We start from the raw sequence: 26,335 nt of genomic DNA, 5'->3' as shown, positions 1-26,335 counted from the left end.
GCCAGATCGTAACTCATATACCCCCAGGGGGTATACGCCATGGCCCACGTCAACCAGAACAAGACCCGCCTCGTGACCCGCGTCCGCCGCCTGCGCGGCCAGCTGGATGCACTGGAACGCGCCCTCGATGGCGATGCCGACTGCCTGGATGTGCTCACCCAGGCCGCGGCGATCCGCGGCGCCTCGCAGGGCCTCATGGTGGAACTGCTCGGCGACCACCTGCGCCAGCACGTCGTGGCCGAGGAAGATCCTTCCGTGCGGGATGCCGAGGCGGAGCAGGTGCTCCAGCTGGTCAAGCGTTACCTCGGCTAGGGATAACGCCGGCGTTACCCGAATCCCGTTGCCCCACCGGTGCCGTATGATCGATGCCAGCCCATCGAGCGAAGCACCAACGCATGGCACACGATAAGACCTTCGATGTGGATGTCGTCATTGTCGGCGGTGGTGCAGCCGGCGTCGGTGCCGCACGCCGTCTTTCCGGCAGCGGTTTGTCGGTCTGGTTACTTGAAGCTTCGCAACGGATTGGCGGCCGCGGGTGGACCATCGATCTCGAGGGCATTCCCCTCGACATGGGTTGCGGCTGGCTGCATTCGGCGGAGCACAATGGATGGCGCGCCATCGCGGAAGAACAGGGCTGGGAGATCGATCGACGCGCCGCCGCGTGGGACAAGCCTCAACCGCATCCGCATTTTTCCGATGTAGAGCAGGCTGAAGCGCATGCGGCGTTTCACGCGTGGCATGAGCGATTGATGAGTTCGCCGCCGGCTTCGGATCGCGCCGCGGATGCGCTTGATCCGCAGAGCCCCTGGAACGGTTACCTACAGGCGATGAGCGGTTATATCAGTGGCGCGCCGCTCGAGCGCATCTCGGCCACCGATTACAACGCTTACGAGCGCGCCGCCACGGAGCATAACTGGCGCTTGCTTCGTGGTTACGGATCGCTCATCGCATCGCAATGGCCTGGCGACGTCGGCTGCCGGTTTGCTTCACCTGTCGAGGGTATCGACGCCGATGGCCCCGGGGTGAAGCTAACGACGCCGCAGGGCACCGTACGCTCGCGCGCCGCCATTATCACGGTCTCCACAAACGTCCTTGCCGGCAACCTCATCCGGTTGCCTGGCGCACTGGACGAATGGCGACACGCCGCTTCGTGCCTGCCACTGGGCTGCGACGAGAAACTTTTCTTCCATATCGACGGCGAGATCGACCTGCCCACAGAACAGGTCATCATTGCCGACCCCCGTGATGCCGATAGCCCGGTGTTCTACTTCCGGCCGCTCGAACGCCCCCTCGTCGAGACGTTCCTTGGCGGGCGTAGCGCGCATCGTGTTTCCCTGGAAGGGCCGGCCGCTTCGTTCGACCAGCTGACGGCCTCACTGACCCGGTTACTCGGCAGCGAGGCCATGAAGCACCTGCGCCCCTTGGCATCATCGGCCTGGAGCGCGTCGACCTACATCCGCGGCTCGTATAGCCACGCCCTGCCCGGCCACGCCCACCAGCGGCAGCAACTGGCGTCACCGTTCCGGGATCGCCTGTTTTTCGCCGGCGAGGCCACCCACCCGGACGCCTTCTCCACGGCGCATGGTGCGCTGGCGAGCGGCGAGCGAGCGGCAAACGAGTTACTTGCGCTTCTGCAGCCCGCAGCGTCCCGCTAAAGCAGCATGCGCGGCGCGCCGATACACTGTGTATACGCCCCGGCGGGATAGCCGGGTTCCGAAGGGGAAGGGGAAACATGTCAGACGATACGAGGCTGCCAGCCGGCGGCCCGGAACTGCCGCCACCGTTACCACCGCCGCCACCGCCCGCGCCACCTCCGCCGGCCGACTGGGCGCGCAGGGCGCCCGTGGGTCATGACGTGAAGACAGACCTCTCCGGCGGAACGTTCGGCTTGTGGATGATCGGGCTGGGTGCCGTGATGCTGGCGATGGCGGGGCATCAGTACGCGGTGCCGAAAGGCCTTCCCTACGCGTTTGGCAACGCGATGGCGCCCTTTCTTCTCGGCGCCCTGATCGCAGGCATCTGCCGGCTGTGTGGCGCCCGCCGCTTTCGCCTTTGGATGGCCGTGGCGGCCTCGGTCATCGTGGCGATCAACGTGCTCGGTTCGCTCGGCGGCGTGGCAACGAGTGAATACCGTCGCCAGGACCTGCACGACGCCGTGGCGCAGATGCGGAATATTGCCGACGGTACGCCCGCGCAGGGCGATGGAACCGATGGGCCCATTGGCCGCCTCATACCAAAGATGCAGGAACTGATGGTGGCGCAGCGCCAGCGGGAGGCACAGCGCAAGGCGGCCCAGGAAGCACTGCAGATTGAAACGGTGCTGGCACCCGCTTCCCTGGTCGACCGGGCGCGCATCGCCGATGGTCGCGACCGGCTCACGCGATCGCTGGCGGAAACGCGGAGTTCCATCAGGGAGTACGCCGAGTTTGCGCAGTCGCTACGTGCGCTGCTCGAATCATTGCCAGCGGGTGAACGCGCGGGCGCCCTGGCCGGGTTCGACGAAAAAATGCCCGCGCTTGAGACCGCCATGGATCGCTATCTCGGCGTGGAAGAGAACTTTCACATCGCCGCCAATGGCCTGCTGAATTTCGCCGAAGCCAACCTGGGCAAGATCAAGATTGATAAGGCGACCGGAAGCCTTGTGATGTCACATGACCTCGCGGTGGACTATAACGCCAGGATTCATGAAATCCAGGCCATCGCGAAGGCCGAGGAAAGCGCCATGGCTGAGGTAAGGAACCTGCAAACCATGGGCCGGAAGAACATGGACGAGATGGAGAAGCAGCTGCGCTAGCGCTTCTCCACGTCGTTGGCGAGCCTAAGGCTTAGTGACGCCAGCCACCGCGGCAATCGTTGTAGCGGCTATCGCAGTGATAGTTGTCGTGGTGATCGTAGTAATGGTTCGGACGGCGGTCATCGATAATGCAGCCACTAAGCGACGAAGCGGTCACGAGCACGGTAAGCACGAGCATGAGGCGTTTCATGGTGATCCTCCAGGCGTGCACACTTGGCACCCTCGGATCACAGCGTGAAGCGGATTCGCTGAACGGATGGTCGATGATTCCGTCGCCGCCATGTGAGCACATGGCGCTCATTCAGGGATGCGTTGGCGTGCAGTCAGGTGAATGAACCACGGGAAACTGCCCGGCGCGCGTCGTGCGTACCGGGCGTCTCACTACGTTATGCGGCCGGGAGCAGACGGCCCAGCGGCATCAACGGCATGACCGGGAGAAGCTCATAGCTCATGAGGCCGGCGGCCACGAGCGGCAGGCTATCGAGCGTGCTGCGTGCCTGTTCGATAGAGGGGGCGTCCATCAGGAAGATCGGGCCGGCCTTGTCGCGGAACCAGAACTGCTCGACCTTGCCGTCGAGGTAAAGCTTGAGCGTGGCGTGCACTTCGGCGGGCATGTGCGGCTGGAGCTGCTCGGGGGTGAGCGAGCCGGGCACGTTAGCGATGGCAAAGATTTTCATGGCGCTTCCTCGTTTCTGCGGTAGGGGATGGAACAAGGTCCACTCTAGGCAGCACGGCACCATCGGGGTATCGTCGTAAACGACACCTTTATGGTCATTTACGCCATGCGCATCGCTGTCCTCGCCCTTGAGGGGCTTTTCGATACCGGCCTCACCGTACTGCTGGATGCGCTATCGCTCGCCAACAAGTTCGCGATGGTGCATATGGGTGGCGCGCCACATTTCGACGTAACCGTCGTCGGTGTGCGCAAGAAAGTGCGCTCGGGGCTGGGCATCACCATCCCGGTGAAACCGATCACCGAAGAACTCAAACCTGACTGGGTCATTGTTCCGGCACTGGGTGCCGGCTCACCGGACGTCCTGGTTCCCGCGCTCGCGCGGCCCGATGTACGCAAGGCGACGAAACAACTCCTGGCCTGGCGCGACGCGGGTGCACAGATCGCCGCCTCGTGCATTGGTACGTTCATCCTTGCGGAGGCCGGTTTGCTGGACGGGCGTGAGGCGACGACGACATGGTGGCTGGCCCCGCTGTTCCGCCAACGCTATCCACAGGTTCGCCTGGATGAATCGCGCATGCTCGTTCCCACCGATGTCGGCGTGACCGCCGGTGCCGCAATGGGCCATCTGGATCTGGCGCTATGGCTCATACGCAAGGCCAGTCCCGAGTTGTCGAACCTGGTGTCGCGCTACCTTCTCGCCGATATCCGTAGCTCGCAGGCGCCGTACATCATCCCCAACCACCTCGCGCAAGCCGATCCGCTCATTCTCAAGTTTGAACGCTGGTCACGCGATCAGCTCAAGCATGGCTTCTCGTTGGATGATGCGGCCAGCGCGCTGGCTACGAGTCCCCGTTCGTTGCAGCGTCGCTGCCAGGCCGTGTTAGGAAAATCGCCACTCGCCTATTTCCAGGATCTTCGCGTGGAGCGTGCGCAGTCGCTACTGCACGGCAGCGGTATGGATATCGAGGCTATCGCGGCGGAAGTAGGTTACGAGGATGGCGCCACGTTACGCACGTTGCTGCGCCAGCGACTTGGGAAAGGGGTGCGGGATCTTCGTGCCGATCTGCGGTAAGTCATTTATAGATCAATCTGCATATCCCCGGCAGGCCGGCTGCAGCAGATAAGAACACGGCCCTCGGCGGGTGGATCGGGGGGCTCGTTGGTGTATTCCACGTTGCCGCCGATCAATGCCGTTTCGCAGCTGTGGCAGACGCCGGATCGGCATGACCAGCGGACGGGTACGTCGCAGGCTTCGGCCAGCTCCAGGATGCTTGGGTAGGTTGCCGCGCTCCAGCGCACCGCGATGCCGCTACGCACGAACGCTACCGTCGGGCCGTTGCTGTCCTGTACCGGAGGTTCGTGCGGAGGCGTGACCTTGGCGCCGACGACACCTGGCTGAAAACCTTCCTGGGCCCCGAACAATTCCGAGATGACATCGGTGTACCCGGCGGCGGGAAGTGCTTCGCGAAGTTCGGCCAGAAAGCGGGAAGGTCCGCAGAGATAAATGCGTGCATCTTTGGGTACGCCCAATTCGATGAGGTGGGGAAGGCCAATATGGCCTTCTACGTCGAACACGCGCTTCTCGCGGTCCATGGGGTTCGGCTTGCTGAAGGCGAGAAGATGTTTCACACCCGGTAGCTTGTTCATAAGCGCGCCGACTTCGTCAGTAAACGGATTGTCCGTTCCGTCGTGCGCGCCATAGATCCAGTAAATCGGTCGCGGCGCGGCAAGCGCCAGCTCATGCAGCATGGAAAGCAAGGGCGTGATGCCAATGCCTGCACCCCACAGCACCACGGGGCGCAGGTCATCCACCAGGTTGAAGGTGCCGCGTGCCGCGCTGATACCCAAGGTATCGCCCTCATGTATCTCGTCATGCAGATAACGGCTACCTTCGCCGGACCCACGTTTCACCGAGATGCGGTAGCGGCCCTCGAGCGAGGTATCTGACAGCGAGTAGCTGCGAATGATGGCCGCTCGCGGTGCGGGTGGCTGCAAGCGCAGCACGATGAACTGCCCAGCCCGTGCTCGCGGCAATGCCTTACCGTCCACGGGCTCGAGCACGAACGAGCGGACCAGCGCACTCTCTGCATGAATGGCTGCGACGCGCATGTCGCGAAACCCGTTCCAGGCCGGTGGTTTCGACGCCGGGCCACCGAGTGCCACATTCCCACTGGCTTCCGGCCCCGCTGCCAGCAGCTCATCGAATGACTGCTTCCATCCCTTGCTCAGCGCCGGGATTTGCACTGCGCGTTTCAGTTTCGCCGGTGTCTTCCCCGGCAGGTAAAGCAACGCATCGATCTCGGCAACGGTCATGCCGCTGCCTTCCTGTTCCTTGGTGATGGTGTCGCCTGCGCCAATCAACCCTTCCTCGATGACGCGGAAATAGAACCCCGGGCGGCGATGCGAGACCAGCAGGTTGGCCATGCGCGGCTCGCCCATGCGCAGCGCCACGCGGTAGCAGGTGACGCGCGGCTGCGTCACTTCTAACAGTGCATCGCCGATGCGGTAGCGGTCGCCGATGCATACCTCGTCATCGGGGAGGCCATCCACCGTGAGGTTTTCGCCAAAGCTGCCGTATTCGAGCGTGGGCCGCTTGAAGAAGGCCTCCCAGTAACGGTATGAGGCCGCTTGGTAAACCATCACGGCGCGGTGCTCGCCGCCATGCCCGGCAAGGTCACCCTGCCCGTCGCCATCGATGTTGAGCCGGCGCACCATCACCCGCCCCTGCACCGGCCGCTTCCAGACGGCGGTGTGCACGGTCTTCCCCTGCCACGCCATATCCTGCGGGAGGCCGACATTCACGGCGAGCAATACAGCCATAACGCTGATCCTCTAACCTACCGGGGCTCTACCTTACGCCTGTCCCTTTTTCCCGCGCTTTGCCAAAACCATCTCAACGCCCATGACCAGCCTACGCCGCGCGCTCGCCGCGCTTTGCCTCGCCGCCGCGGCCGTCGCCGCGCATGCCGCCCAGCCACCCCGCTTCGAACTGGTGACGCTGGGCGTGGAAGGCGGCGTCTCCAGCGATAACCTCTCGGGCTACCTGATCAAGGCCCGCGGCGACGAGCATTACCTCGCCCTGGATGCCGGCACGCTGGTCGCCGGGATCGAGAAGGCCCGCGCCAGCGGTGCCCTGAAGAACAGTACGGGCGACATCCTGCACCAGGGCATCTCGGCGTACTTCATTAGCCACGGCCACCTGGACCACGTTGCGGGGCTGGTCATTGCCTCGCCCGAGGATCATGGGAACAAGCCGGTCTACGGGTTGGCCTCCACGCTCGATGTACTTAGCCGCGATTACTTCAACTGGGAAGCGTGGCCTAACCTGGCTGACCGGGGGAAGGCGCCGGCACTGGGCTGGTATCACCTTGCCGTCGAGGCACCCGGCACCTGGTTTCCCGTGCAGGGTACCTCGATGTCCGCCAAGCTATGGCCGTTGAGCCACGACGCGGTGGTGTCATCGATGGTGCTGCTGCGCGCCGGTGGCGACTACTACGCCTACTTCGGCGATACCGGGCCCGATGCACTGGCGCACGGCAAGCGCGACCTTGCCGACGTATGGCAGGCGCTTGCGCCACTGGTGCGTAGCCACGCACTCAAGGGCATCCAGATCGAGGCCTCGTTTCCGAACGATGTGCCCGATGCGAAGCTGTTTGGCCACCTGACGCCCGCGTGGCTCCTGCGCGAACTGCAGGCACTGGAAGATGCGAGCGGTGGCAAGGATGCACTGCGGGGGCTTACCGTCGTGGTGGATCACATCAAGCCGAGCCTCGATGAAGGGCGTGACCCGCGCGCGCTCATCACGACGCAACTGGCCGCTGGTAATACGCTTGGTGTGCACTTTGTTGTACCGGCGCAGGGCGAGCGGCTGGTTTTTCCCTGAGGATCGCCACGGGCCCCGTGGTACGGCTACTCTGTGCGCCATGCGCGCCAAGCCCAACGCCCAACCCAACCAAAGCCTGATCGACGGCATCCTTACGCTGCAGGCGCTGGCGTCGGCGCCGGAGCCAATCGGCTGCCGTGAGCTGGCCCGCCAGCTGGGCGCGAACACGACGCGGGTGAACCGCCTGCTCAAGACGCTGGCCTATATGGGCATCGTCCGGCAGACCTCCGACCGCAAGTACGCGCCGGGTGCAGGCATGCATGTACTGGCCGCGCAGAGCCTGTTTGCCTCTGGGCTTATCCGGCGGGCGCTGCCCGAACTGGAACGGCTGCGCCGGTTCGGCCATACCGTTGCCATGGGCGTGCTGTGGAACGATAGCGTCAGCTACCTGTTCCACGCACCGCCGGGCATCGAAGCCGCCCGCGGCCTGGGCCGCATCGGCTTGCTGCCCGCCACCACCAGCGGCATCGGCATCGTGCTCCTGGCGCAGCTGCCGGATGATGAGGTACGCGAGCTGTATGAAGGCAAGGACATTCCGATGTTCCCTGAGGGGATCGAACGCTTGCTGGCCACCCTTGAGGCAACGCGCCAGCAGGGCTACGCACGCGTGCACGTGGCCGACGAACGCGATCACCACATCGTGGCCGTGACGACGGGCGAGCCGGTCGTGGCCGGCCTCGCCATGTCCGGCTGGATTCCGGAAAACGCCACGGCCGAACTGGTGGAAGCACTGCGCGCCGCCGCTGTCGAGATTGCCTGAGCCCTGCCGCAGCGCGCATTGACCTGTTGCTATTTTAGTAATAGCTTCGGTCGACCGGTTGAAGGGGGCAAGGCATGGCGGACGACGTAGGGAAAGCGAAATCCGACCGCTTCCGCTGGGTGCTGCTTGCGCTGCTGTTCGTCTCCACGGTGATCAACTACCTGGACCGCCAGGCGCTATCGATCCTTGCCACCACCATCCAGGCTGATCTGGGCATCAGCGATTCCGCCTACGCGCACATTGTGCAGGCGTTCCTTGTCGCTTACACCATCGCTTACTTGCTGGCCGGCCGCTTGACCGACTGGCTGGGTTCGCGACTCGCGCTGGCGTTGTTTGTCGCGTGGTGGTCTATCGCCAACCTGCTTACCGGCATGGCGCGCAGTGCGTTCGAACTGGGCGCGGCGCGCTTTGCCCTGGGCCTTGGCGAGCCAGGCAATTACACCGTCGGGACGAAGGTCGTATCCGAACGCTTCAAGCCCTCTGAAAAGGGACTCGCCTACGGCATATACACGGCGGGCGCCATGGTGGGCGCGACGCTCGCACCTCCGTTGATCGGCGGTGTGGCACTGGTTTACGGATGGCGCGCCGCGTTCGTCGTGACCGGCGCGGCGGGCTTGCTCTGGATGGCCGCGTGGGTGTGGCTCCACCCGAGGGAACCGCGGCCGGCGAAGCTGCCCAACGCCGAATCCGAGGCCTCACGTTGGGGCCGCGTGTTACGCGATCGCACGCTGTGGACGCTGGTGCTAGCCCGTGCTATCGCCGATCCCGTCTGGTACTTCTACCTTTTCTGGTTTCCCAAGTACCTCAACGATGTGCGCGGTATGTCGCTGGCCGCTGTCGCTTCACTCGCCTGGGTCGTCTACCTCGCCGCCGACGTAGGCAGCATCGGCGGCGGCGCCATCTCCAGCGCGCTGGTGAAGCGCGGCATGGAGCCCACGCGCAGCCGGCTCATCGCAATGGCAGGCGCGGCGATGCTCGCCCCCATTGGCCTGGCGGCCGCCTTCCACCCCGCGCTATGGCTCCTGTTCGCCATCGGCTCGGCCGTGGCGTTCGCGCACCTCATCTTCCAGATCAATATCAGTACGCTGGTGGTCGACCTGTATCCCAGCCGCTACATCGCCACGATATCGGGCTTGATTGGCGCGGGCAGTGCACTGGGCGGCATGTTGTCAGCGCAGGTCGTGGCCGGCCTTGTCTCGTCCGGGCACTTCGATCGAAGCTTTGTCCTTATGGCGTTGCTGCACCCCATCGCGTTTGGCGTAGCGTGGCTTGGGGTGAAGATGGCACCGCGATCGTCCGCCACGATCGTCGCGGTGCCCACCACTCAGGTCGCAAGTTCGGCGTAATCCCAGAAGCGCGGACCGGGGCGTGCGCCCAGGCCGGGACCGGTGGGCAGCGTGTAGTGGCCATCGACGTACGCCATGTCCGTCTCCAGCAGTTGCAACGAGCGCGCGAATACCGAGTGCTGCCATTCGTGGCGCCAGAACCGCGGCACCGTGCTCGACATATGCAGGCTTGCCGCAAGGAACAGGCCCGTGCCCACGGTGGCATGCGGGGCCATAGTGACGCCGGCGGCATCGGCAAGCCGGGTGATCCGGCGGTACTGGGTGATACCCGCATGGCCCATCTCGGGCTGGATAAAGGCGATGCTCCTGCGGTTCAGGCGCAACCGCGCGTCATGTTCGGTATACCACTCCTCACCTGCAGCAATGGACACAGGCGAGCGCTCGGCCAGCCAGGCCAGGCCATCGACGTCTTCGGGTTTGATCGGCGCCTCGGCAAAGAAGGGACGATAGGGTGCGAGTTGCTCGGCCAGGGCGAGTGCGCCAGGCGGGTCAAACTTCCAGGGCAGGTCGACCATTAACAGCGCGTCGTCGCCCAGGGCCTGACGCAGGGCCGCGACTTCTTCGACGATGCCTTCGGTGCTTACCGCCGTGTGGATCTTGAACGCGTCATGGCCTTCCTTCTGGAAACGTACGGCCATCTCGACGCGTTCCTTCAGGTTGCCCGCCGGCAGGCCCGAAAGGTAACCGGGTATGCGTTCGCGCTGGCGTTCGCCGAGCATCTGCCACAGCGGCACCCCGTGCGCACGGGAGCGCAGGTCCCACAAGGCGATATCCAGCGCGGTGATCGCATCGACATGGAAGCCCGAGGTACATCCGCGCACGCGCATCAATCCGTACAGGTCATCCCAAATGGTTTCGACGTCCTCCGGATCACGCCCGATCAGCTCCGGCACCAGCAGGTCGTTGATGATCTCGGTGGTCGCGCGTGGTGCGCAGATACCATAGGTTTCACCCCAGCCTTCGCTCCCGTCAGCGCAAGTGATGCGTACGGCGATGGAGCGATCCACCGAGGGATAGATGGTGCCGTTACCCTTGCGTACCACGTAGCCGCGCGCGTTGACGCGTTCGCCTGGGCCTAACGGGCCGAGGTAGGGCGTATCGCGCGGCACCGTGACGATGAACGTCTCGACGTTGCTGACAGGGCTGGTCATGGCGTCATTCTCTCCTGTTTCCCAGGGACACGGTCGAGCGGAAGGAGATCGACGATGCGCGCCAGCAGATCGTCCAGCTCGCGCTGGTCCCAGCTATCGAGGGCCGGTCCCGGTGCACGGACGTGATCGGATGCAATGAGCCCGCGGCGCAGCAGCACGGCTTTGGTTAGCCGCCACCGGAACACGGCTTGCATGCTCAGCAACGGAAGCGTGCGCTCGAACAGTTCCCGTGCGCCATCGAGGTCACCGCTGGCATGCCGCGCCAGCATCGCGACATGAACCTCGGTGACCTCGCATGCCGGCATGGTGCCGATCGCGCCCCGCTGGAGCTCGTCGATCACATAGCGGGCGCCTGCCCCCCCGAACACCGCTTCCACGCCTGCGCCGGCCGCGTCCATCAGCGCTGTGATGCGATGACCGGATGGCTGGGTTTCTTCCTTGACGTAGCGGATGCCTGGCACGGCACGGGCGAGTGCCGCGACCTCCGCCACACCCAGCCCGACACCCATCGGCGCCGGCGCGTTCTGCAACATGATCGCGACGCCTGAGGCTTCGTGGATGTCGTTGAAGTAGGCCGCCATCGCCGCAGGATCACCGGCGTGCTTGTGCGGCGTGAGGATCATGGCTGCCACGGCGCCAGCGGTGGCGCCCGTCGTGGCCAGCTGCGCGGAGATCGCCGCATCGGCATGACTGGCTCCGACAATGAACGGCACGCGTCCGCCAATCCATTCGCCAAGCAACGTCGTCAGCTCGATGCGCTCCTCCACGCTGAGCATGTCGTACTCGCTCGCCAGCCCGGGGAAGACGACACCCGCGGCGCCCGCATCGATGATGTAGTCGAGCACGTTGCGCGTGCCGGCCTGATCGATCGCGCCGCTCGCATGGAAGATCGTTGGAACAATGGGAAAGACACCAGCCAGTTGCGTCATGCGCGGTTTTCCTTGGGCGTCGAACGACGAGAGAAATGCCTTCGCGAAGCGCTTTTCATGCTGCTTTGCAGCAGCAAATCCTTGTGCGGTCGCTCTTGCGTGCCCATCTATATTGCTATAATAGTTACACCATGCCAAGCGCAAATCGCGCTGGCGAACGGCGATACACAGCGATATTCGTGCGAGCGACGGGGAAGAAAGTGGGGCCGGTAGCACGGCTGCTTTCCCGGGGCTCACCACCTCGGGGGAGGAAAAAAACATGGTTCTTGCTCGGCGTACCATCCTGTCGGCCCTGATCGCACAGGTGCTCTTCGCATCCGTGCCGGCCGTCGCTCAAACCGCAGCACCTTCGGCGGCAGGCCAGGCGACCGCACCGCCGGCAGCGGATGCCGGTGCGCCGCAGACGCAGAACCCGGTGAACCTCGAAGGCGTCACCGTCTCCGGTATCCGGCAGAGCCTGGAAAAGTCGCGAGACCTGAAGAAGGATTCCTCACAAATCGTCGATGCGATCGTCGCCGATGACATCGGCAAGCTGCCCGATTCCAACGTCGCCGAATCGCTCGGGCGTGTGGCGGGCGTGCAGCTCGAACGCGGCATGGGTGAAGGCAGCAACATCCTCGTTCGCGGCCTCAGCCAGAACGTGTACCTGTACAACGGCCGCGAGATCTTCGACGCGACGGGCCGTGGCGGCAATGGCCTGGATCAGCTCAACACCTCCACGTATGGCCTTTTGACGCTCGTGCCCTCGCAGGTGATCTCGCGCCTTTCAGTCACCAAGCTCGCCAGCGCGGACCAGGTCTCCGGTGCACTAGGCGGTATCGTCAACATCGAAACACGCATGCCGTTGAACGCCGATGGCGACCAGAATGTGGTGAGCGTCTCGGGTACCTACAGCAAGCTCGCCCGCAAGGGTGGCGGCGATGGCTTCGCATTGCTCTCAGGCCGGAACAAGGACGAGACGTTTGGCGCCATGGTCGCGGCCACGTACAGCCACGCCACCGTCGTGCAGCAGGGCCTGGATACCTTCTCCGGCTACTCGCAGTTCACTGACAGCGCCGGCGTGAAGCACTTCGGCAGCACCGATATGCGCGCGCAGAACATCGAGGATGACCGCACCAAGAAGGGCGTGAGTGCGATCCTGCAGTGGCGGCCGACACCGGGCGTGGAGATCGTCGGCGATACCTTCTATTCCAAGCAGACGGCGGATCGCGATCGCTACTGGCTGGCGTTCAATCCCAGCGCGGGCCTGAGCAACGCCACCTACTCGAACCACAATATCCTGCTGGCCGGCCGGGCCACCACGCCCATCCAGGCCAACACGGAGATCGCGGACATCGAGGCGGACGTGTGGTCCACTGCCTTGCGTGGCAGCTTCCATGCGGGTGACCACCTCGATGGTTCAGCGGAGATCTCATACGACCGCTCGAAGGCCGACTATCACCAGAACTACATGCGGTTGCAGCCAAAGTCAGGCATCACATCGGTGATCGACTACGACCTGCGCTCGGGCAACTTCGGTAGTTTCAACATCGGCGGCGTGAACCTGACCGATCCGAACCAGATGGCCATGTCCATCCTGTTCGACAACGACTACCGGGCGAAGACCGACGCGCCGGCGGCGCGCACCGACTGGGTCTGGAACTTCGACAACGACCACTGGCAGTCTCTGTCCTTCGGCGCCCGCGCAACCAAAATCAAGAGCGACCAGGATCCGTTGCGCGCCGATATCCGCCCTACCGGCGGCGTTCCGGCGACGGCGCTGGCCGATTATCTGCGGGTGTACAGCAACAACAACTTCATGAAGGGCGAGTTCGATGGGCTGCCACGCAGCTTCCTCGGCAGCTACCGCTCGGTGTTCACCGGCTGCGACGCGTTCACGAACATCCCGGCAATCAGCCAGAACGCCCAGTGCCTGGATGGGCGCGACAACGCGCTCGCCTATGCCGGTACCTTCAGCATCGATGAGAAGTTCACCGAGGCGTATACCAAGGCAGACTGGAGCTTCAACGCGGGAAGCATGCCGGTCTCGGGTAACTTCGGCCTGCGCTACGTGCAGCGTGAGCTGGACTCCAGTGGAAACCTGATCACGGCCACAGGCCAGGCCAGCCCCACCGACTACCGCAGCACGACCCGCGAGTGGCTACCCTCGTTCATCGCGAAGTGGGAGATCACCGATCAGTTGCTGGTACGCGGTGGTGCGGCCCGCGTGGTCGCGTTCCCGAACACGGAAGACCTGAACAACGGCGTGTCGCTCAACAACAGCGCCGTGTTCGTCAACGGCGTGCAGGTAACGCCGGGTACCGGCAGCGGCGGTGCGCCTGGACTGAAGCCATTCAAGGCCGATCAGTACGACCTCTCGCTGGAGTACTACTACAACGATACCGGCATGGTCTCCGCCGGCCTGTTCTACAAGGATGTGTCGACGTTCATCGTGCAGCAGCAGAGCGCGGAGAACATTGGTGGCGTGAATTACTTCATCAACCGCAAGGTCAACGGCGATTCGGCCAAGGTTCAGGGCGCCGAGTTGCTGGCCCAGGTACCGTTCACCTTCCTGCCCGATCCGCTCGATGGATTTGGCATGGTAGCGACGTACACCTATATCGATTCCAGCACCCCGATCAAGGACGTCAACGGCAGCTCGCTGACCTTCCCGGGCCTGTCGAAGAACAACTACAACCTCATCGTCTACTACGAGAAGGGCCCCTTCAGCTCGCGCGTGGCCTACAACTGGCGCAATCGCTACCTGGTGGGCCTCTCCACGGCTGCCACCGGTATCTATAACGATACCTATAAGGATCTGGCGGCATCGGTCAGCTACAACTTCACTCCGCAGATCTCCCTACAGGTGGAAGCCACCAACCTCCTCAACAGCCGCCAGCGTACGTTCGATGGTTACGAGGAAGGCCTGCGCACCAATGTGATATACGGACGCAACTACATGGCCACGGTCACCTGGCGGTTCTGAGCCAGGGCCGCGCACACGAAAGGGGCGTTCGCTTGAACAGCAAGGCATGGGCGGGAAAGGTCGCCCTCGTGACAGGTAGCGGCAGCGGTATCGGTGCAGCCGTCGCAAGGCGGCTGCGTGAGGAAGGCGTCGCGGTGGCGGGACTGGACCTGGCCCCTTCATCGGGGGTGTCGCTGTCACTCAGCGTAGATCTTCGCGATGACGTCGCCGTGCGTGAGGCCGTGGAAGCCACGTCGCTCTCCCTGGGCCGGCCCACCATCCTCGTTCATTGCGCCGGGATAAGCCCGCCAGGCTCGATCCTTGAGTCGAACGATGCACTGTTCCGCGATACGTACGACACCAACGTCATCTCCGCCGTGCGCCTGCTCAGGCACATGGTGCCCGGCATGCGTGAGGCGGGCGGTGGCTCGGTGGTACTCACGACCTCAATCAACGCGCGCTTCGCCACACCGACTCTTGCTGCCTACGCGGCGAGCAAGGCGGCGCTCGAATCGCTTGTACGTACCGCGGCGCTGGAGTTCGCGCCGTGGCAGGTTCGCGTTAACGGCATCGCACCTGCATCGATCGATACGCCGCTGTTGCGGGCATCGTTCGAGCGAGACGATAACCCTTCTGCTGCGCGCGAACGCAACGTAGGCCGCCACCCGTTGGGCAGGCTTGGCACGGCCGGGGATGTCGCCCAGCTCGCCCTGTTCCTGGCCAGCGATGCCAGCGCGTGGATGACCGGTGGTATTTATCCGATTGATGGTGGCGCGTCGGTGACGCGTCGCTAAGGGGTTTTCATGGCGCGTGACTTTATTGCGATCAACTGGGGAAGTTCGAACTTTCGCTCGTTTCTTCTGGACGACAACGGCGTCGTGCGGGACGCGTTCGCCGAACCTGCGGGTATCGGGTCGCTCGACAAGGCGGGCATGCAGGCGCAGATAGCGCGGCTTGCGGCCCGCTGGCCTGACGCCGGGATGATTTACGCCTGCGGGATGGTCGGCTCAAACGTGGGCTGGGAGGATGCCGGCTATGCCGACTGCCCTATCGGACTGGAGGAGCTTGCCTTGCGGCTCCACGCCACGACGATCGCCGATTGCGCCATGTACATCGTGCCAGGGCTCGCATGTCGCCGCGCGGTAGACCATGCTCCCGACATCATGCGCGGCGAAGAGACCGAGCTGTTCGGCTTGCTCAGGGCCGGCCGCCTGCCACAAGCGGGTATCGTCGCCCTGCCCGGTACCCACGGAAAATGGGTCCGGATCGAAGGGGGCAAGGTGCAGGAATTCATGACAGCGATGTCGGGCGAGATCTTTGATCGGCTGACGGCGGCCGGGATGCTCGCTTCCGTTGTCGCCGCGCCCGCCGTTATAGGCACGGCCTTCAATGCGGGCGTGGATGCGGGCTCCAGGCGCCAACCAGGGTTAGGTACGGCGCTGTTTGGCGTCCGCGCGCGGGTCATCCGCGGCGACCTTGCACGAGGCGATGCAGCATCATATCTGCGCGGCTTGCTGATTGGCTCCGAGATCGCGGATGCGCGTTCGATATACCCACTTGAAGGCTCGGTAACACTGGTGGGATCCGCACCCGTCTGTGCGCTATACGCCGCAGCACTCGCGCACGTCGGCATCGGCTCGCAGGCCGTGGATGCCGCCGACGCCACGGCGCAAGGGTTCGCTGGCATCCACGCGGCGCGGCGCCAGCTCGCATGAGTGCCACGCTCCTCGTTGCGCATCCGCACGCCCTCGTCGGCGAATCGGTGAGGATGGATGGTGAGGATGTCATCTGGCTTGATCCCGCAGGACGCCGCCTTTTGCGTTGGAACCCCGGTGAAAAGCGGCTGGATGAGGTTCCGCTCGGTCAAGCCTTGTGGTCATTGGCTCAGCAGCCGGATGGCACGTGGGTGGGTGCGGGTGAGGATCGCTTCTTTGTTGTCGATATCCGCACTGGCGCCCTCACACCCGGGCCAATCGCACCTTTGGCTCCCGGTTGCCGTTTCAACGACATGACGGTGGACGCGTTGGGAGGCCTTTGGGTGGGTTCCATGCACCGCGGCCTTCTCCATGCGCGCGGCGGTTTGTTTTACGCCCCTTCGCCCGGCGCCGAGGTGGTACAGGTTGCCGAAGGCTTGGGCGTCGCTAACGGGATCGCCTTCGTCGCCAACGGCAAGCGGCTGTTGGTCGTCGACACATTGAGTCGCACGTTGCTGGCGTATCCACGCCGCGAGGACCAGCTGTCACTCGACGAGCCCACGGTGGTCACTGATTTTCTCAACGCCCCAGGCAAGCCGGATGGCATGGCCGTCGCGCCGGACGGAACGGTGTGGGTGGCCATGTGGGGCGGCAGTTGTATCGTGCAGCTTGCCGCCAATGGCGCCACCGAGCGATCCGTCCCGCTACCTGCGCCTCACGTTGGGAGCCTGGCGTTCGACCGCGACGGTGTTGCTTATGTTTCGACATCGCGCGCCCGGCTGACGGAGGCCGCGCTGGCCGAGCATCCCGGGTCGGGCGGCCTCTTTGCCGTTAGCGGGCTTTTCTAAGGAAGGCGTTTTCCGATCGCCCACCCAGCGCCACGGTGAGCTGTACCGCATCGAGGTACTGCGCCGTGCGCGCCTGGATCTGGCCGATCAGCGCACGCTGGCGGGCACGCTGGGCATCCAGTACGGCAAGCAGGCTGGCGTCACCCACCCGAAAACCCTCCTGGCTTAGCGTGAGGCTGGTTTCCGCGGCATCGAGCGCCCGGCCTTGTGCGGCGTATTCCTCGGCATCGTGGCCGATACCTTGCAGCACATCGGCCACCTGCCCCAGTGACGAGAGCAAGGTCTGCCGGTAGTCCGCCAGCGCCGCATCATAGGCATCGATGGCGCCACGACGGTTCGCCTTGAGTGTGCCGCCCTCGAAGACGGGACCGACGAGCGAACCGACGATGCCCCACAATGTGCCGACACCCGCGCCTGCGCTTGCCTGGGTGAGCGCCCCGGAGAGCTGCAGGTGCGGATACATGTCGGCCGTCGCCACACCGATCGCGGCGCTTGCCGCGTGCAACCGGGATTCGGCCGCGAGGATGTCAGGACGCTGCCTGGCGAGCTCCGACGGTACGCTCAACGGCAGTTCGGCGGGAAGCGTGAAATCGGCCATGTCGAAATCCGGTGGTACCCAGTCGGCGGGGCCCTTGCCTGCAAGCACCGATAAGGCATGGCGTGCCACATCGCGCTGCTGGGCGAGCGGCGGTAGCAGGGTTTCGTCCTGGGCGAGCTGACTTTGCGCCAGGGCGATATCGGCCCTGGTCGCGCTGCCAAAGCCTTGGGCGGACGTGACGAGTGCGAGGTTATGCCGATCGGTGGCGAGCAACGCTTCCACGGCCGCCATCTGCGCCCGCGCTGAGGCCAGCTTGATAGCCTCGGTGACGACATCGCCCGTCACCGTGAGGTACGCGGCATCGAAATGATGCCGTTGCAGGTCGGCCAGCGCGGTCGCCTCCTCCACGCGCCGGTGCGTGCCACCGAACAGATCGAAGTCGAAGCTGACGGTGGGGCCCACGCCGTAGACGTTGGATGTCGAACGACCGGCACCGAAGCCCGCGCGCTGGCGGCCGGCATCCGCGGTAAACGCCACCTGCGGCGACAGGGCGCCGCCCGCCGCGGCGATGGCTTCGTTCGCCTGAGCGATCGTCGCGTTGGCAGCATCGAGGGTAAGGTTGCCGTCGATCGCCTTCTTCACGACCTCGTTGAGCCGCGGCGACTTGAACAGCGTCCACCAGTCGGCGTCGATCGCCGCATCGAAGCTCACCTGCGGCGCGGTATCTGCTCGGGCATGCCCGAGGCTCTGCTCGGCGTCCACGTCGTAGTGCGCCGACGCGGTATCGCCAGGGCGCTGGTAATCGGGCCCGACCATGCACCCGGTGAGGAATGCCAGCGTCGCGCTACCCAGCACCGCGGCGAGCGCGGTGCGCCTTGCATGGTTCAGTCGTGCGGTTTTCATGTCATTACCGGGGTTTAGTGGCTCGCACGGGGCGGGCGGAGAAAAAGGATGAGCGGGCTGACCGCGAGCATCGCGACGAACAGCAACTTGAACTGCCCGATGACGGCGACCATGGCGGCCTGGCCGGTGACGCCTTCGTTGATCGCTGCGAGCGCGGCACCGGTGGTCGCGTTCGACATGTGCGCGAACGCCCCATAGGGCCGGAGATGCTCGGCAAGGGCGCTGTGCATGCCTTGCGTATTCATGAAGAAGTAAAGCTGCACGACCGCCACACCGAGCGTGCTGCCGTAAAGACGCGCCAGGTTGAAAAGCACGGTGCCATGCGCGCGTAACGCGGGCGGAAGGCTGATGAAGGTCGCGCGGGTGATCGCCGGCATCAACATGCCCAGCCCCGCACCCTGCAGCAGGCCGGCGAAGCCCACGGCCCAGCCATCCATGAGGGGCGAATAGCCGACCATGCGCCAGTTTCCCAGCGTCACCAGCAGCACGCCCGCAGCCAGGACAAGACGGTTATCGATCCGCGGCGAGACACGCCACGTCGCGAGCAGGCAAACCATCATCCCGAGCCCGCGAGGGATCGTCAGCAGACCGGCGGCGTCACCCGGATAGCGAAGCAGCTCCTCCAGCATCGGCGAGGTAAGCGCCAGCGTCGGTAGCAGGACGAAGCCGAACACGAAGTAGAGCACCGCGCCGAGGGTGAAGTTGCGATGGGTGAACAGCGCGCGATCGAGGTAGTGGTTCCGTCGCGTGAAGATATGGACGAGATAGATCCATGCACCCAACGCGGCCGCGGCAGCTTCAAGGCAGATCTCGGTCGAAGCGAACCACTCCAGCCGCTGCCCGCGATCAAGCAGCATCTGCACAGCGGTCAGGCTGATCGACAACATCGCCCAGCCGAAGACGTCGAAGGTTTCCCGTGTCATCGGCCGGCGCTCGCGCAGGAATAGCGCCACGACCAGGATGATGAAGGCGACCAGCGGAAAGCTGATGGAGAAGATGGCATGCCAGCCGAACGCTTCGCTCAGGAAGCCGCCGATGGACGGCCCGCTAAGAATACCGAGCGTGCCGGTGACGGCCCAGGTCAGGCCAATGCGGCCATGCCTGAGCGCAGGCAGTTCCGCCAGCAGGATCGACATCGACAGCGGCGCCAGCGTGCCACTCGCCGCACCCTGCACGACGCGCGCGCCAACGAACTGCAATGGCGTGGTCGCCAGCACGTCGAGCGCGAGGCCAAGCGCGAACAGCGCCAGCGAAAGGAGGTAGATGGCTTTCCTTCCGAAGCGCGCAGCGAGCCAATGCGTCAGCGGCATCACCACCGCGCTCGCGGCGATATACGAGGTAAACACCCAGCCCACCTGGTCGTCGGTCATCGACAAGCCGCCCTGCAGCCGCAGCAGCGCCGCGTTCGGGATCGAGATGTTGACCGCCTGCATGTAGGTCGCCAGCAAGCCCGCGAGAATCAGCATGCGATGCTCGACTGGCGAATGCACGGCGGTGCTCGGCACGTTCATTACGGTACCCTCGCCACACGCTCGGGTGCGGCGGGCTGGGTCGTATCCACGTCCACCAGCACACTGATGCCGGAGTACAGCGGCCATTTCGGATCTGGGCGCTCCAGTTCAAGGCGCACCGGCAGGCGCTGCACCACCTTCACCCAGTTGCCGGTCGCATTTTCCGGCGGCAGCACCGAGAACTCGGAGCCCGTGCCAGGGCTCATGCTGGTGATGCGTGCCGCGAACACATGCCCTGGGTAGGCATCCACGCGCAGGTCGGCGCGCTGGCCGGGGCGCATGTGCGTCAGATTCGTTTCGCGGAAATTGGCTTCGATCCACAGATCGCGGCTCGAGATGAGCGCGAACACCGGTGCGCCAGCGCTGACGAAATCGCCTGCCTGTACGTCATCCACCCGCGCGACCGTGCCGTCGTCCGGTGCGGTGACGGTGGTGTAGGAGAGATCGAGCCGCGCGCGGTCAAGCTGTGCCTGGGCCTCACGCACGCTCGGATGGCGCTCCACAGGAATGGCCGGGTCGCCCGCGAGTGCAGCGATGGTGTTGGCCACATCCTCCTGTTCGGAGGCAATGTGCTCACGGCTCACCTTCAGGTCGGTCTCCGCGCGTTCGTACGTGGCGCGGGATGCATAGTCGGAGGCGAGCAGCGCCTTCTTGCGGTCGAACTCACGCTGGTTGAAATCGGCCGAGTCCTTCGCCGATTGCAGCTCCGCCAGCTGGTGGCGGTACGTGGCCTTCAGCCCTTCCACCTGCAGGCGCGTGCTGGCGAGCCTGGCTTCCGCGGCATCGACGGCGATGCGGTAGGGCGCCGGGTCGATCCGCACCAGCACCTCGCCCTTATGCACCGGCTGGTTATCCACCACGGACACCTCGAGCACCTGGCCGGGCACGCGGGCGTTGATCGCGACCTTGGCGGCACGCACGTAGGCGTCGTCGGTCTCGACCTGACCGGTGTGGGACAGGTGATAGGCCAGGCCCCCCAGCGCCAGCAGGGCCGGGATGCCGATCATCAGTGCCCAGCGGATGGCGCCAGAACGGGTGGGCTGGCCGTCGTCGAGCTGCGTGGTCATCGTAACTACCTGTTTCGTCGTGAGTTAGGCGGGACCGCCCAAGGGGCCGTTCGCGCAGTTGAATTTTGTACTGCACCGCATAATATGTGCGGGCAGGATCGCCTTCAAGGGTTTTTATGCAAGATCGGACAAAATATAACGATGCCGCGAAGCGCCCCCGCGGCCGGCCGCGCGCCTATGAGCCGGAGACGGCCCTGCGCCACGCCGCGGATGCCTTCTGGCGCAGCGGCTACGCAGGCACGTCGCTGGATGACCTCTCCGCCGCCACGGGCATGAACCGCCCGAGCCTCAAGGCGGCGTTCGGCGATAAGCACGACATTTATGTGAAAGCGCTCACCGACTACTGGGATCGCAAGTTCGCCCTGATGGCCGAGGCGCTTGCGCCGGGCAAGCCGCTCGGTGACACGCTGATGCAGGCCTACGACGCGGCCCTCGGCATCTACTTTTCGGGCGAAGGCCAGCCACGCGGCTGCTTCGTGGTCGGTACGGCCGTGACCGAGGCCCTCGACGACCCGGTGGTCCGCCAGATCGTGAGCGATGGTTTCGTGGGCCTCGACGAACGCTTCCGCGTGCGGCTTGAACAGGCCGCAGCCGATGGCGAGCTTTCCGCCAACGCGGACCCTGCTGCGCTAGCCATGCTGGCCTCTGCCACCATGCATACGATGGCCATCCGCGCACGCGCCGGCACGCCGCGTGATGAGCTGTACGCACTGGCGCGAAAGGCAGTGAATGCCATTTGCCGATGAGCGCCGCGCTGCCCGATATCATCGCGCCGGGGCTGACCGTGTTGTTCTGCGGTATCAATCCCGGCTTGCTCGCGGCCGAAACGGGCCACCACTTCGCCGGGCACTCGAACCGGTTCTGGCAGGTACTGCATCGCTCGGGTTTCACGCCGACACTGTTTGCTGCTGAAGAAGGCCGGCGCCTGCTCGAAGTCGGATGCGGCATCACGGCTGTGGTCCGGCGGCCGACAGCGGGCGCCGATGAGCTTGGGCGCGAGGAGTTTGCTTCCGCGGCCGGCCCCTTCAACGCCACGCTTCGGAAGTACAAGCCGCACTACATCGCGTTCCTTGGAAAGGCGGCGTATAGCGCACTCACCGCGCAGCGCGATATCGCTTGGGGAAGGCAGGCCGTAATGATGCAGGGCTGTGTTCCCTGGGTGCTTCCGAATCCCAGTGGAAGGAACCTGAGTTTCTCGGCGGATGCGCTCGTCGCAGCCTACGCTTCATTACAGCAGGCCGCATTCACCTAACGCGTCGCGTGCCGCGCCACAGCGCGGTGGGCATACAACTGGTCATCCGCACGGGCGATGACCTGATCGACGGGCTCCCCTGCGTGTGCCACGGCAGCACCGAGGCTAAGCGACCATGAGCTGACCGCCAGTGCGCGCCGCAGGCGTTCCATGACGCCAGACACATCGTCAGCCTTGTCGATCACCATCAGGAATTCATCGCCGCCCATACGGACCACGACATCGCCAGGTCCACTGCAATCGCGCAACTGCTGCGCCACCGCGACAAGGATTTCATCGCCGCGCGCGTGACCGTAGGTGTCATTGATGGATTTGAAGTGGTCCAGATCGACGACGATGCAGCCCCACGCGCCGCGCCCATGGGTGCGTTCTTCGAGCTGGGCAAGGTAACGGCGGTTCATCGCGTGGGTGAGTGGATCGCGCGTGGACCATTCGATCAGCGTGTTCTCATAGCGGCGCTGTTCGGTGACGTCCTGGGCGTGACCGAGCACGTAAGGTTCGTCGGCGTCTTCATCCAGCACGTTCTGGTAGCGCCAGTAGCGCAGTGTGCCATCCGAGGCGACGAGCTCAAGGATGCCCATGGCGATGCGCTCGGCCTGTATGCGCTGCAGGTAGCGATCGAGCTGCGCCCGCCGCTCCGGCAGCATGAAGTCCTTGAGGTTGGCGCCGAGCAAGTCCCCCATCTCGTAACCGAGCGAGGCCGCGGCCGAGGGGTTCACCGAGAGCACATCGCCCTGGAGATCATGCGTGCAGATGAGGCCGAGGGAGTACTGGAACAGCTTGCGATAGCGCCGCTCGCTCGCTTCGACGGCAAGCGTGGCCATCTTGCGCTCGGTCACATCCTGCACGGCGCCAGCCAGCCGTACGGGAACGCCGTTCTCCCTTTCGACGCCGCCAACGGCACGCATCCAGATGGCGCGGCCCGTGGCCGTAGTCATCGGCACGGTCAGGTCCCACGGAATATCCATGCGTTGCGCCCGGTCCATCGCTTCGGCGAGTTCGGCCTGGGCTTCGGGCGAGAAGAAAGAAAGCGCTTCATCGAGCGTGGGCTCGAACCCAGCGGGCAGGTCATGAATGCGACAGGTCTCCTCCGACCATTGCAGGTGCTTCGTTTGCAGGTCGAGTTCCCAGCCGCCCACACCCGCCACCCGGCCCGTCCGTTGCAGGAACTGCTGTTTCTCATCGAGTTCGCGCTCCAGCTTGCGTGCCCGCACGGCTTCCGCACGAGCAACCTCGCGCTGATGGATCAGGTCGGCCCGCTGCTCCAGGGCCATGGAGGCGGCGGCGGCCAAATGGCTGAGCACGCGAATCTGGTCCGGCCGCAACGCGCGCGGCTGCTGGTCGATCACGCAAAGGGAGCCGAGGTGGGTGCCGTCCGTCAGCGTGAGGGGCACGCCGGTATAAGCACGGATATTGGGATCACCCACGACCAGCGGGTTGTCGGCAAAGCGGGGATCGAGCTTTGCGTCGGCCACCTGCACGGTCGCGCCGGACCGGACCACATGGTCGCAAAAGGCATATTCGCGGGGTGTTTCGGTCACCCCCGGCAAACCGATGTTCGCCTTGAACCACTGCCGGTCCCGGTCCACCAGGCTGATAAGCGAAATCGGCATCCCGGTGACTTCGGCGGCGGCTCCCACGAGGGCGTCGAAGAAGTCTTCGGCGTCCGAGTCCAGCACAGCCAGGTTATGCAGGCGCTCCAGGCGCTCGATCTCGGTCTGCGGCATGCCAGGGTTCCGTCGTCCGCGACAGGCTAGCCGATGATCTTCGGGCGATGTGAAGCCTGCGTCTCGGTATGACAAGCAGCCGCCACGGGCGCGTGCTAGCGTTTACGGCAAGCTTGTCGCTATATCGGAACGTCCAACATGCGGGCACGTGGGGAACATGACGCGGTGGTACTGGCCGCGGGGGGTAGCAGCCGGCTGGGCAAGCCAAAGCAGTTGCTGACCATCGGTGGGGAAACCCTTTTGCAGCGGGCGGTGCGGCTGGCCAAAGGCACCAGCCCTACCCGCCTTCTCGTGGTACTCGGCGCGCACGCGGAGCAGCTCGCCCCCCTGGTCACCGGCACACCGATCCTGTTCAACCCGACCTGGGAAGAAGGCATGGGCACGTCATTGCGCCGGGCCGCCACGGCGCTTGCCGGGCGCCCCTACCCGGTGCTGATCACCGTGGTCGACCAGCCTTGCCTGACCCAGGAACACCTGGACAAGCTGTTTGTCTGCTATGACGGCAGCTGCGACGTGGTGTCTGCGTATGGCGATGCCATGGGCCCCCCAGCGCTGGTACGCCCCGAGACCATGGCGACCGCCAGCACGCTACAGGGCGACACCGGCTTCCGCCGCCTTTGGGTGGGCGCCCACCCAGCGGCGGTACGCAAGGATACCCTCGCACGCGACCTCGATACCCCCGAAGACGTCGCAGAAGCGATCGCGGCGGGCTTGTTGGACGGCTAGGGCCTGAATCAGGCGCCAAGGCCGCGGAGGTACGACAAGCTTTCCAGGGCTTCCTGGCGAACATCGAGATCCGTATCGCGAGCGAGACGCTCCAGTGCCGCCACCGTTTCCGGTGACTGTTCCAGCAGATCCAGCTGGTAGGCCACCAGGCGCCGCACCTCGGCCGACGCATCTGTCTCGACGCTCAGCACAGCGTCGCGCGCCTCCGGCCCGCCCAGATGAACCAGCGCGGATATCGCCGCCAACCTGACGTCCACATCCGTGTCCTCAAGCAAGTGGCCGAGCACCGGAAGCGACTCACTCCGGAATGGCAAATCGGGTGTCCCGAATTGTCCGAGCACATAGGCGGCGACCTCGCGACAATACGCTTTGTCATTGTCAGCCAACGCAAGCACGGCCAGAAAGACCGCCTGGCCACCGCCCGAAAGGTGCAGCAGAAGCGCGGCCGACGAACGAACGATGACGTCTTCGTACGACAAGAAGCGAACCAGTTCGGGAGGCGAAAGGTCACTCATGCCCTTCCGGACAAAGTGCCGGGATAATGAGGCGGCATCATCGTCGCTATCAAGCATCACGCGGCACTCCTCTCGCCAGTCCTTGGGTCGGCATCCTTCTACAGAGATGCCGCGGCTGATCTTACGTCGGCATCATATTCGCGTCCATGTGGTACATGACCCACACCGAACCAATGATGGTGATGACCACGATGATGGCGGTGAACAGGAAGGAGAGCAGGGTCCAGCCGTCCTCGCTCTTCGCATCCACGTGCAGGAAGCAGGCGACGTGGACCACGATCTGAACCAGGTCGAACACGAAGATGGTGGCAATGGTGGCGCCGGGGCTGGATAGCGCCCCGGTCATCACCAGCCAGAACGGAATGGCCGTGAGCAGGATGGAGAGCGCCGAACCGATGACCAGGCTGCGCTTGCTGCCGTGCCCGTGCGTTGTGACGACATGTGCGGTCACCGGATGACTCCCAGCAGGTAAACAAAGGTAAAGACACCGATCCAGACGATGTCGAGGAAGTGCCAGAACATCGACAGGCACATCACCCGGCGGCGGTTGTCGTCACTGAGGCCGCGCTTGCCGATCTGCAACAGCAGCACGATGAGCCACACCAGGCCAAACGCCACATGCGTGCCGTGGGTGCCCACCAGGGTGAAGAAGCTGGAGAGGAACGCGCTGCGGCCCGGGCCAGCGCCTTCCGCCACCAGCGTCGCAAACTCGTGCAACTCCACGCCAAGGAAGGCCGCGCCCAGCAGGCCGGTGATGGCGAGCCATAGCATGGTCCGCCCCGTGCGCCCCGCCGCCATGGCCAGCATGGCCACCCCGAAGGTGATGGACGATGCCAGCAAAAGCCCGGTGTTCACCGCCACCAGCGACAGATCGAACAACTGCTTCGGCCCGGGGCCCCCGGCGTAGTTGCGGCTGAGCACTCCATACACCGCGAACAGCGAGGCAAAGATGAGCGCATCGCTCATCAGGTAGATCCAGAAGCCGATCATGGTGGCGCCGCCACTGTGATCGTGCTCCTCCCGTGCGTGCCACACCCGTGGCCCACTCTGAGTCGTTACCGTGGTGCTCAT

Annotated in this window: 26 protein-coding genes; 14 read left to right on the top strand and 12 right to left on the bottom strand. The window is 64.6% G+C overall.

All coding sequences use genetic code 11. The features are described 5' to 3' along the window. Positions 1-39: 39 nt before the first annotated feature. The 3 genes from ABIE56_RS19355 (at position 40) to ABIE56_RS19345 (ending at position 2,794) form a co-directional block, all read left to right on the top strand. Positions 40-312 (top strand): metal/formaldehyde-sensitive transcriptional repressor, encoded by a 273-nt coding sequence (locus ABIE56_RS19355; protein WP_429245441.1) that lies wholly within the window; start codon positions 40-42, stop codon positions 310-312. An 83-nt stretch (positions 313-395) separates the two neighbouring features. Continuing rightward, positions 396-1,655 (top strand): flavin monoamine oxidase family protein, encoded by a 1,260-nt coding sequence (locus ABIE56_RS19350; RefSeq protein ID WP_429245440.1) that lies wholly within the window; start codon positions 396-398, stop codon positions 1,653-1,655. 77 nt (positions 1,656-1,732) lie between these two features. After that, a complete protein-coding gene (locus ABIE56_RS19345) occupies positions 1,733-2,794 on the top strand; it encodes a hypothetical protein (RefSeq protein ID WP_429245439.1) in 1,062 nt (353 codons plus the stop codon). Positions 2,795-2,825: 31 nt separating this feature from the next. Here ABIE56_RS19345 and ABIE56_RS19340 read toward each other — a convergent pair whose 3' ends face one another. Both ABIE56_RS19340 and ABIE56_RS19335 read right to left on the bottom strand, forming a co-directional pair. Then, positions 2,826-2,984, bottom strand: coding sequence for a hypothetical protein (locus ABIE56_RS19340; RefSeq protein WP_429245438.1), 159 nt, complete (start codon positions 2,982-2,984; stop codon positions 2,826-2,828). A gap of 196 nt (positions 2,985-3,180) precedes the next feature. Further along, complete coding sequence (locus ABIE56_RS19335) at positions 3,181-3,471, bottom strand: hypothetical protein (protein WP_429245437.1); 291 nt, start codon at positions 3,469-3,471, stop codon at positions 3,181-3,183. A 105-nt stretch (positions 3,472-3,576) separates the two neighbouring features. Between ABIE56_RS19335 and ABIE56_RS19330 the strand changes: the two genes are divergently transcribed. Continuing rightward, positions 3,577-4,542, top strand: a complete 966-nt coding sequence (locus tag ABIE56_RS19330; protein WP_429245436.1) for a GlxA family transcriptional regulator — start codon at positions 3,577-3,579, stop codon at positions 4,540-4,542. 5 nt (positions 4,543-4,547) lie between these two features. Here the strand turns inward: ABIE56_RS19330 and ABIE56_RS19325 are convergent, their stop codons facing one another. Then, positions 4,548-6,290: an MOSC domain-containing protein gene (locus ABIE56_RS19325; RefSeq protein WP_429245435.1), complete on the bottom strand. Its 1,743-nt coding sequence runs from the start codon at positions 6,288-6,290 to the stop codon at positions 4,548-4,550. Positions 6,291-6,372: 82 nt separating this feature from the next. On the opposite strand from ABIE56_RS19325, the gene ABIE56_RS19320 reads away from it, so the two are divergent. The 3 genes from ABIE56_RS19320 (at position 6,373) to ABIE56_RS19310 (ending at position 9,459) form a co-directional block, all read left to right on the top strand. Next, entirely contained in the window at positions 6,373-7,353 is a 981-nt protein-coding gene (locus tag ABIE56_RS19320) for an MBL fold metallo-hydrolase (RefSeq protein WP_429245434.1), read from the top strand. A 40-nt stretch (positions 7,354-7,393) separates the two neighbouring features. Next, positions 7,394-8,113 carry an IclR family transcriptional regulator gene (locus ABIE56_RS19315; protein ID WP_429245433.1) on the top strand — a complete coding sequence of 240 codons (720 nt, stop codon included), beginning with the start codon at positions 7,394-7,396 and terminating at the stop codon, positions 8,111-8,113. 74 nt (positions 8,114-8,187) lie between these two features. Continuing rightward, complete coding sequence (locus ABIE56_RS19310) at positions 8,188-9,459, top strand: MFS transporter (protein WP_429245432.1); 1,272 nt, start codon at positions 8,188-8,190, stop codon at positions 9,457-9,459. On the opposite strand, the gene ABIE56_RS19305 is transcribed toward ABIE56_RS19310, so the two are convergent. Together ABIE56_RS19305 and ABIE56_RS19300 are read right to left on the bottom strand one after the other, a co-directional pair. Next, entirely contained in the window at positions 9,438-10,610 is a 1,173-nt protein-coding gene (locus tag ABIE56_RS19305; RefSeq protein ID WP_429245431.1) for a mandelate racemase/muconate lactonizing enzyme family protein, read from the bottom strand. The genes ABIE56_RS19310 and ABIE56_RS19305 overlap by 22 nt on opposite strands. Continuing rightward, a complete protein-coding gene (locus ABIE56_RS19300) occupies positions 10,607-11,539 on the bottom strand; it encodes a dihydrodipicolinate synthase family protein (RefSeq protein WP_429245430.1) in 933 nt (310 codons plus the stop codon). Before ABIE56_RS19300 ends, ABIE56_RS19305 begins: the two co-directional genes overlap by 4 nt. 259 nt (positions 11,540-11,798) lie before the next feature. Between ABIE56_RS19300 and ABIE56_RS19295 the strand changes: the two genes are divergently transcribed. From ABIE56_RS19295 to ABIE56_RS19280, 4 genes are read left to right on the top strand one after another with little or no spacing between them, the layout of a single operon-like run. After that, the gene (locus tag ABIE56_RS19295) at positions 11,799-14,504 is read left to right on the top strand and encodes a TonB-dependent receptor (protein WP_429245429.1); all 2,706 of its coding nucleotides are present in this window, start codon (positions 11,799-11,801) and stop codon (positions 14,502-14,504) included. A 32-nt stretch (positions 14,505-14,536) separates the two neighbouring features. After that, positions 14,537-15,277 (top strand): SDR family NAD(P)-dependent oxidoreductase, encoded by a 741-nt coding sequence (locus ABIE56_RS19290; protein WP_429245428.1) that lies wholly within the window; start codon positions 14,537-14,539, stop codon positions 15,275-15,277. Positions 15,278-15,286: 9 nt separating this feature from the next. Further along, positions 15,287-16,198 carry a 2-dehydro-3-deoxygalactonokinase gene (locus ABIE56_RS19285; protein WP_429245427.1) on the top strand — a complete coding sequence of 304 codons (912 nt, stop codon included), beginning with the start codon at positions 15,287-15,289 and terminating at the stop codon, positions 16,196-16,198. Further along, positions 16,195-17,025, top strand: a complete 831-nt coding sequence (locus ABIE56_RS19280; protein WP_429245426.1) for an SMP-30/gluconolactonase/LRE family protein — start codon at positions 16,195-16,197, stop codon at positions 17,023-17,025. Before ABIE56_RS19285 ends, ABIE56_RS19280 begins: the two co-directional genes overlap by 4 nt. Here the strand turns inward: ABIE56_RS19280 and ABIE56_RS19275 are convergent. From ABIE56_RS19275 to ABIE56_RS19265, 3 genes are read right to left on the bottom strand one after another with little or no spacing between them, the layout of a single operon-like run. After that, positions 17,009-18,466, bottom strand: a complete 1,458-nt coding sequence (locus ABIE56_RS19275; protein WP_429245425.1) for an efflux transporter outer membrane subunit — start codon at positions 18,464-18,466, stop codon at positions 17,009-17,011. The genes ABIE56_RS19280 and ABIE56_RS19275 overlap by 17 nt on opposite strands. A gap of 14 nt (positions 18,467-18,480) precedes the next feature. Further along, positions 18,481-19,977 carry a DHA2 family efflux MFS transporter permease subunit gene (locus ABIE56_RS19270; protein ID WP_429245424.1) on the bottom strand — a complete coding sequence of 499 codons (1,497 nt, stop codon included), beginning with the start codon at positions 19,975-19,977 and terminating at the stop codon, positions 18,481-18,483. Next, positions 19,977-21,044: an HlyD family secretion protein gene (locus ABIE56_RS19265; protein WP_429245423.1), complete on the bottom strand. Its 1,068-nt coding sequence runs from the start codon at positions 21,042-21,044 to the stop codon at positions 19,977-19,979. The genes ABIE56_RS19270 and ABIE56_RS19265 overlap by 1 nt, the downstream gene beginning before the upstream one ends. 116 nt (positions 21,045-21,160) lie before the next feature. Between ABIE56_RS19265 and ABIE56_RS19260 the strand changes: the two genes are divergently transcribed. Then, a complete protein-coding gene (locus tag ABIE56_RS19260) occupies positions 21,161-21,790 on the top strand; it encodes a TetR/AcrR family transcriptional regulator (RefSeq protein ID WP_429245422.1) in 630 nt (209 codons plus the stop codon). Next, positions 21,787-22,296 (top strand): G/U mismatch-specific DNA glycosylase, encoded by a 510-nt coding sequence (gene mug / locus ABIE56_RS19255; protein WP_429245421.1) that lies wholly within the window; start codon positions 21,787-21,789, stop codon positions 22,294-22,296. The genes ABIE56_RS19260 and mug overlap by 4 nt, the downstream gene beginning before the upstream one ends. Here mug and ABIE56_RS19250 read toward each other — a convergent pair. Beyond that, on the bottom strand, positions 22,293-24,023 hold the full coding sequence (locus tag ABIE56_RS19250; protein ID WP_429245420.1) for a sensor domain-containing diguanylate cyclase: 1,731 nt from the start codon (positions 24,021-24,023) through the stop codon (positions 22,293-22,295). The two genes, mug and ABIE56_RS19250, sit on opposite strands and share 4 nt — an antisense overlap. Positions 24,024-24,161: 138 nt before the next feature. Here ABIE56_RS19250 and ABIE56_RS19245 point away from each other — a divergent pair, with 138 nt between their 5' ends. Continuing rightward, a complete protein-coding gene (locus tag ABIE56_RS19245) occupies positions 24,162-24,749 on the top strand; it encodes a nucleotidyltransferase family protein (RefSeq protein ID WP_429245419.1) in 588 nt (195 codons plus the stop codon). Positions 24,750-24,757: 8 nt separating this feature from the next. On the opposite strand, the gene ABIE56_RS19240 is transcribed toward ABIE56_RS19245, so the two are convergent. The 3 genes from ABIE56_RS19240 to cyoC form a co-directional block, all read right to left on the bottom strand. Then, positions 24,758-25,321, bottom strand: a complete 564-nt coding sequence (locus ABIE56_RS19240; protein ID WP_429245418.1) for a HEAT repeat domain-containing protein — start codon at positions 25,319-25,321, stop codon at positions 24,758-24,760. Positions 25,322-25,385: 64 nt separating this feature from the next. Then, positions 25,386-25,715 carry a cytochrome o ubiquinol oxidase subunit IV gene (gene cyoD / locus ABIE56_RS19235; RefSeq protein WP_429245417.1) on the bottom strand — a complete coding sequence of 110 codons (330 nt, stop codon included), beginning with the start codon at positions 25,713-25,715 and terminating at the stop codon, positions 25,386-25,388. Further along, positions 25,712-26,335: a cytochrome o ubiquinol oxidase subunit III gene (cyoC, locus tag ABIE56_RS19230; RefSeq protein ID WP_429245416.1), complete on the bottom strand. Its 624-nt coding sequence runs from the start codon at positions 26,333-26,335 to the stop codon at positions 25,712-25,714. Before cyoC ends, cyoD begins: the two co-directional genes overlap by 4 nt.

The organism is Luteibacter sp. 621, from assembly GCF_050435445.1.
GTDB lineage: Bacteria > Pseudomonadota > Gammaproteobacteria > Xanthomonadales > Rhodanobacteraceae > Luteibacter.
The sequence above is the reverse complement of the archived record's forward strand: the minus strand, read 5'-3'. Positions and strand labels throughout refer to the sequence as shown.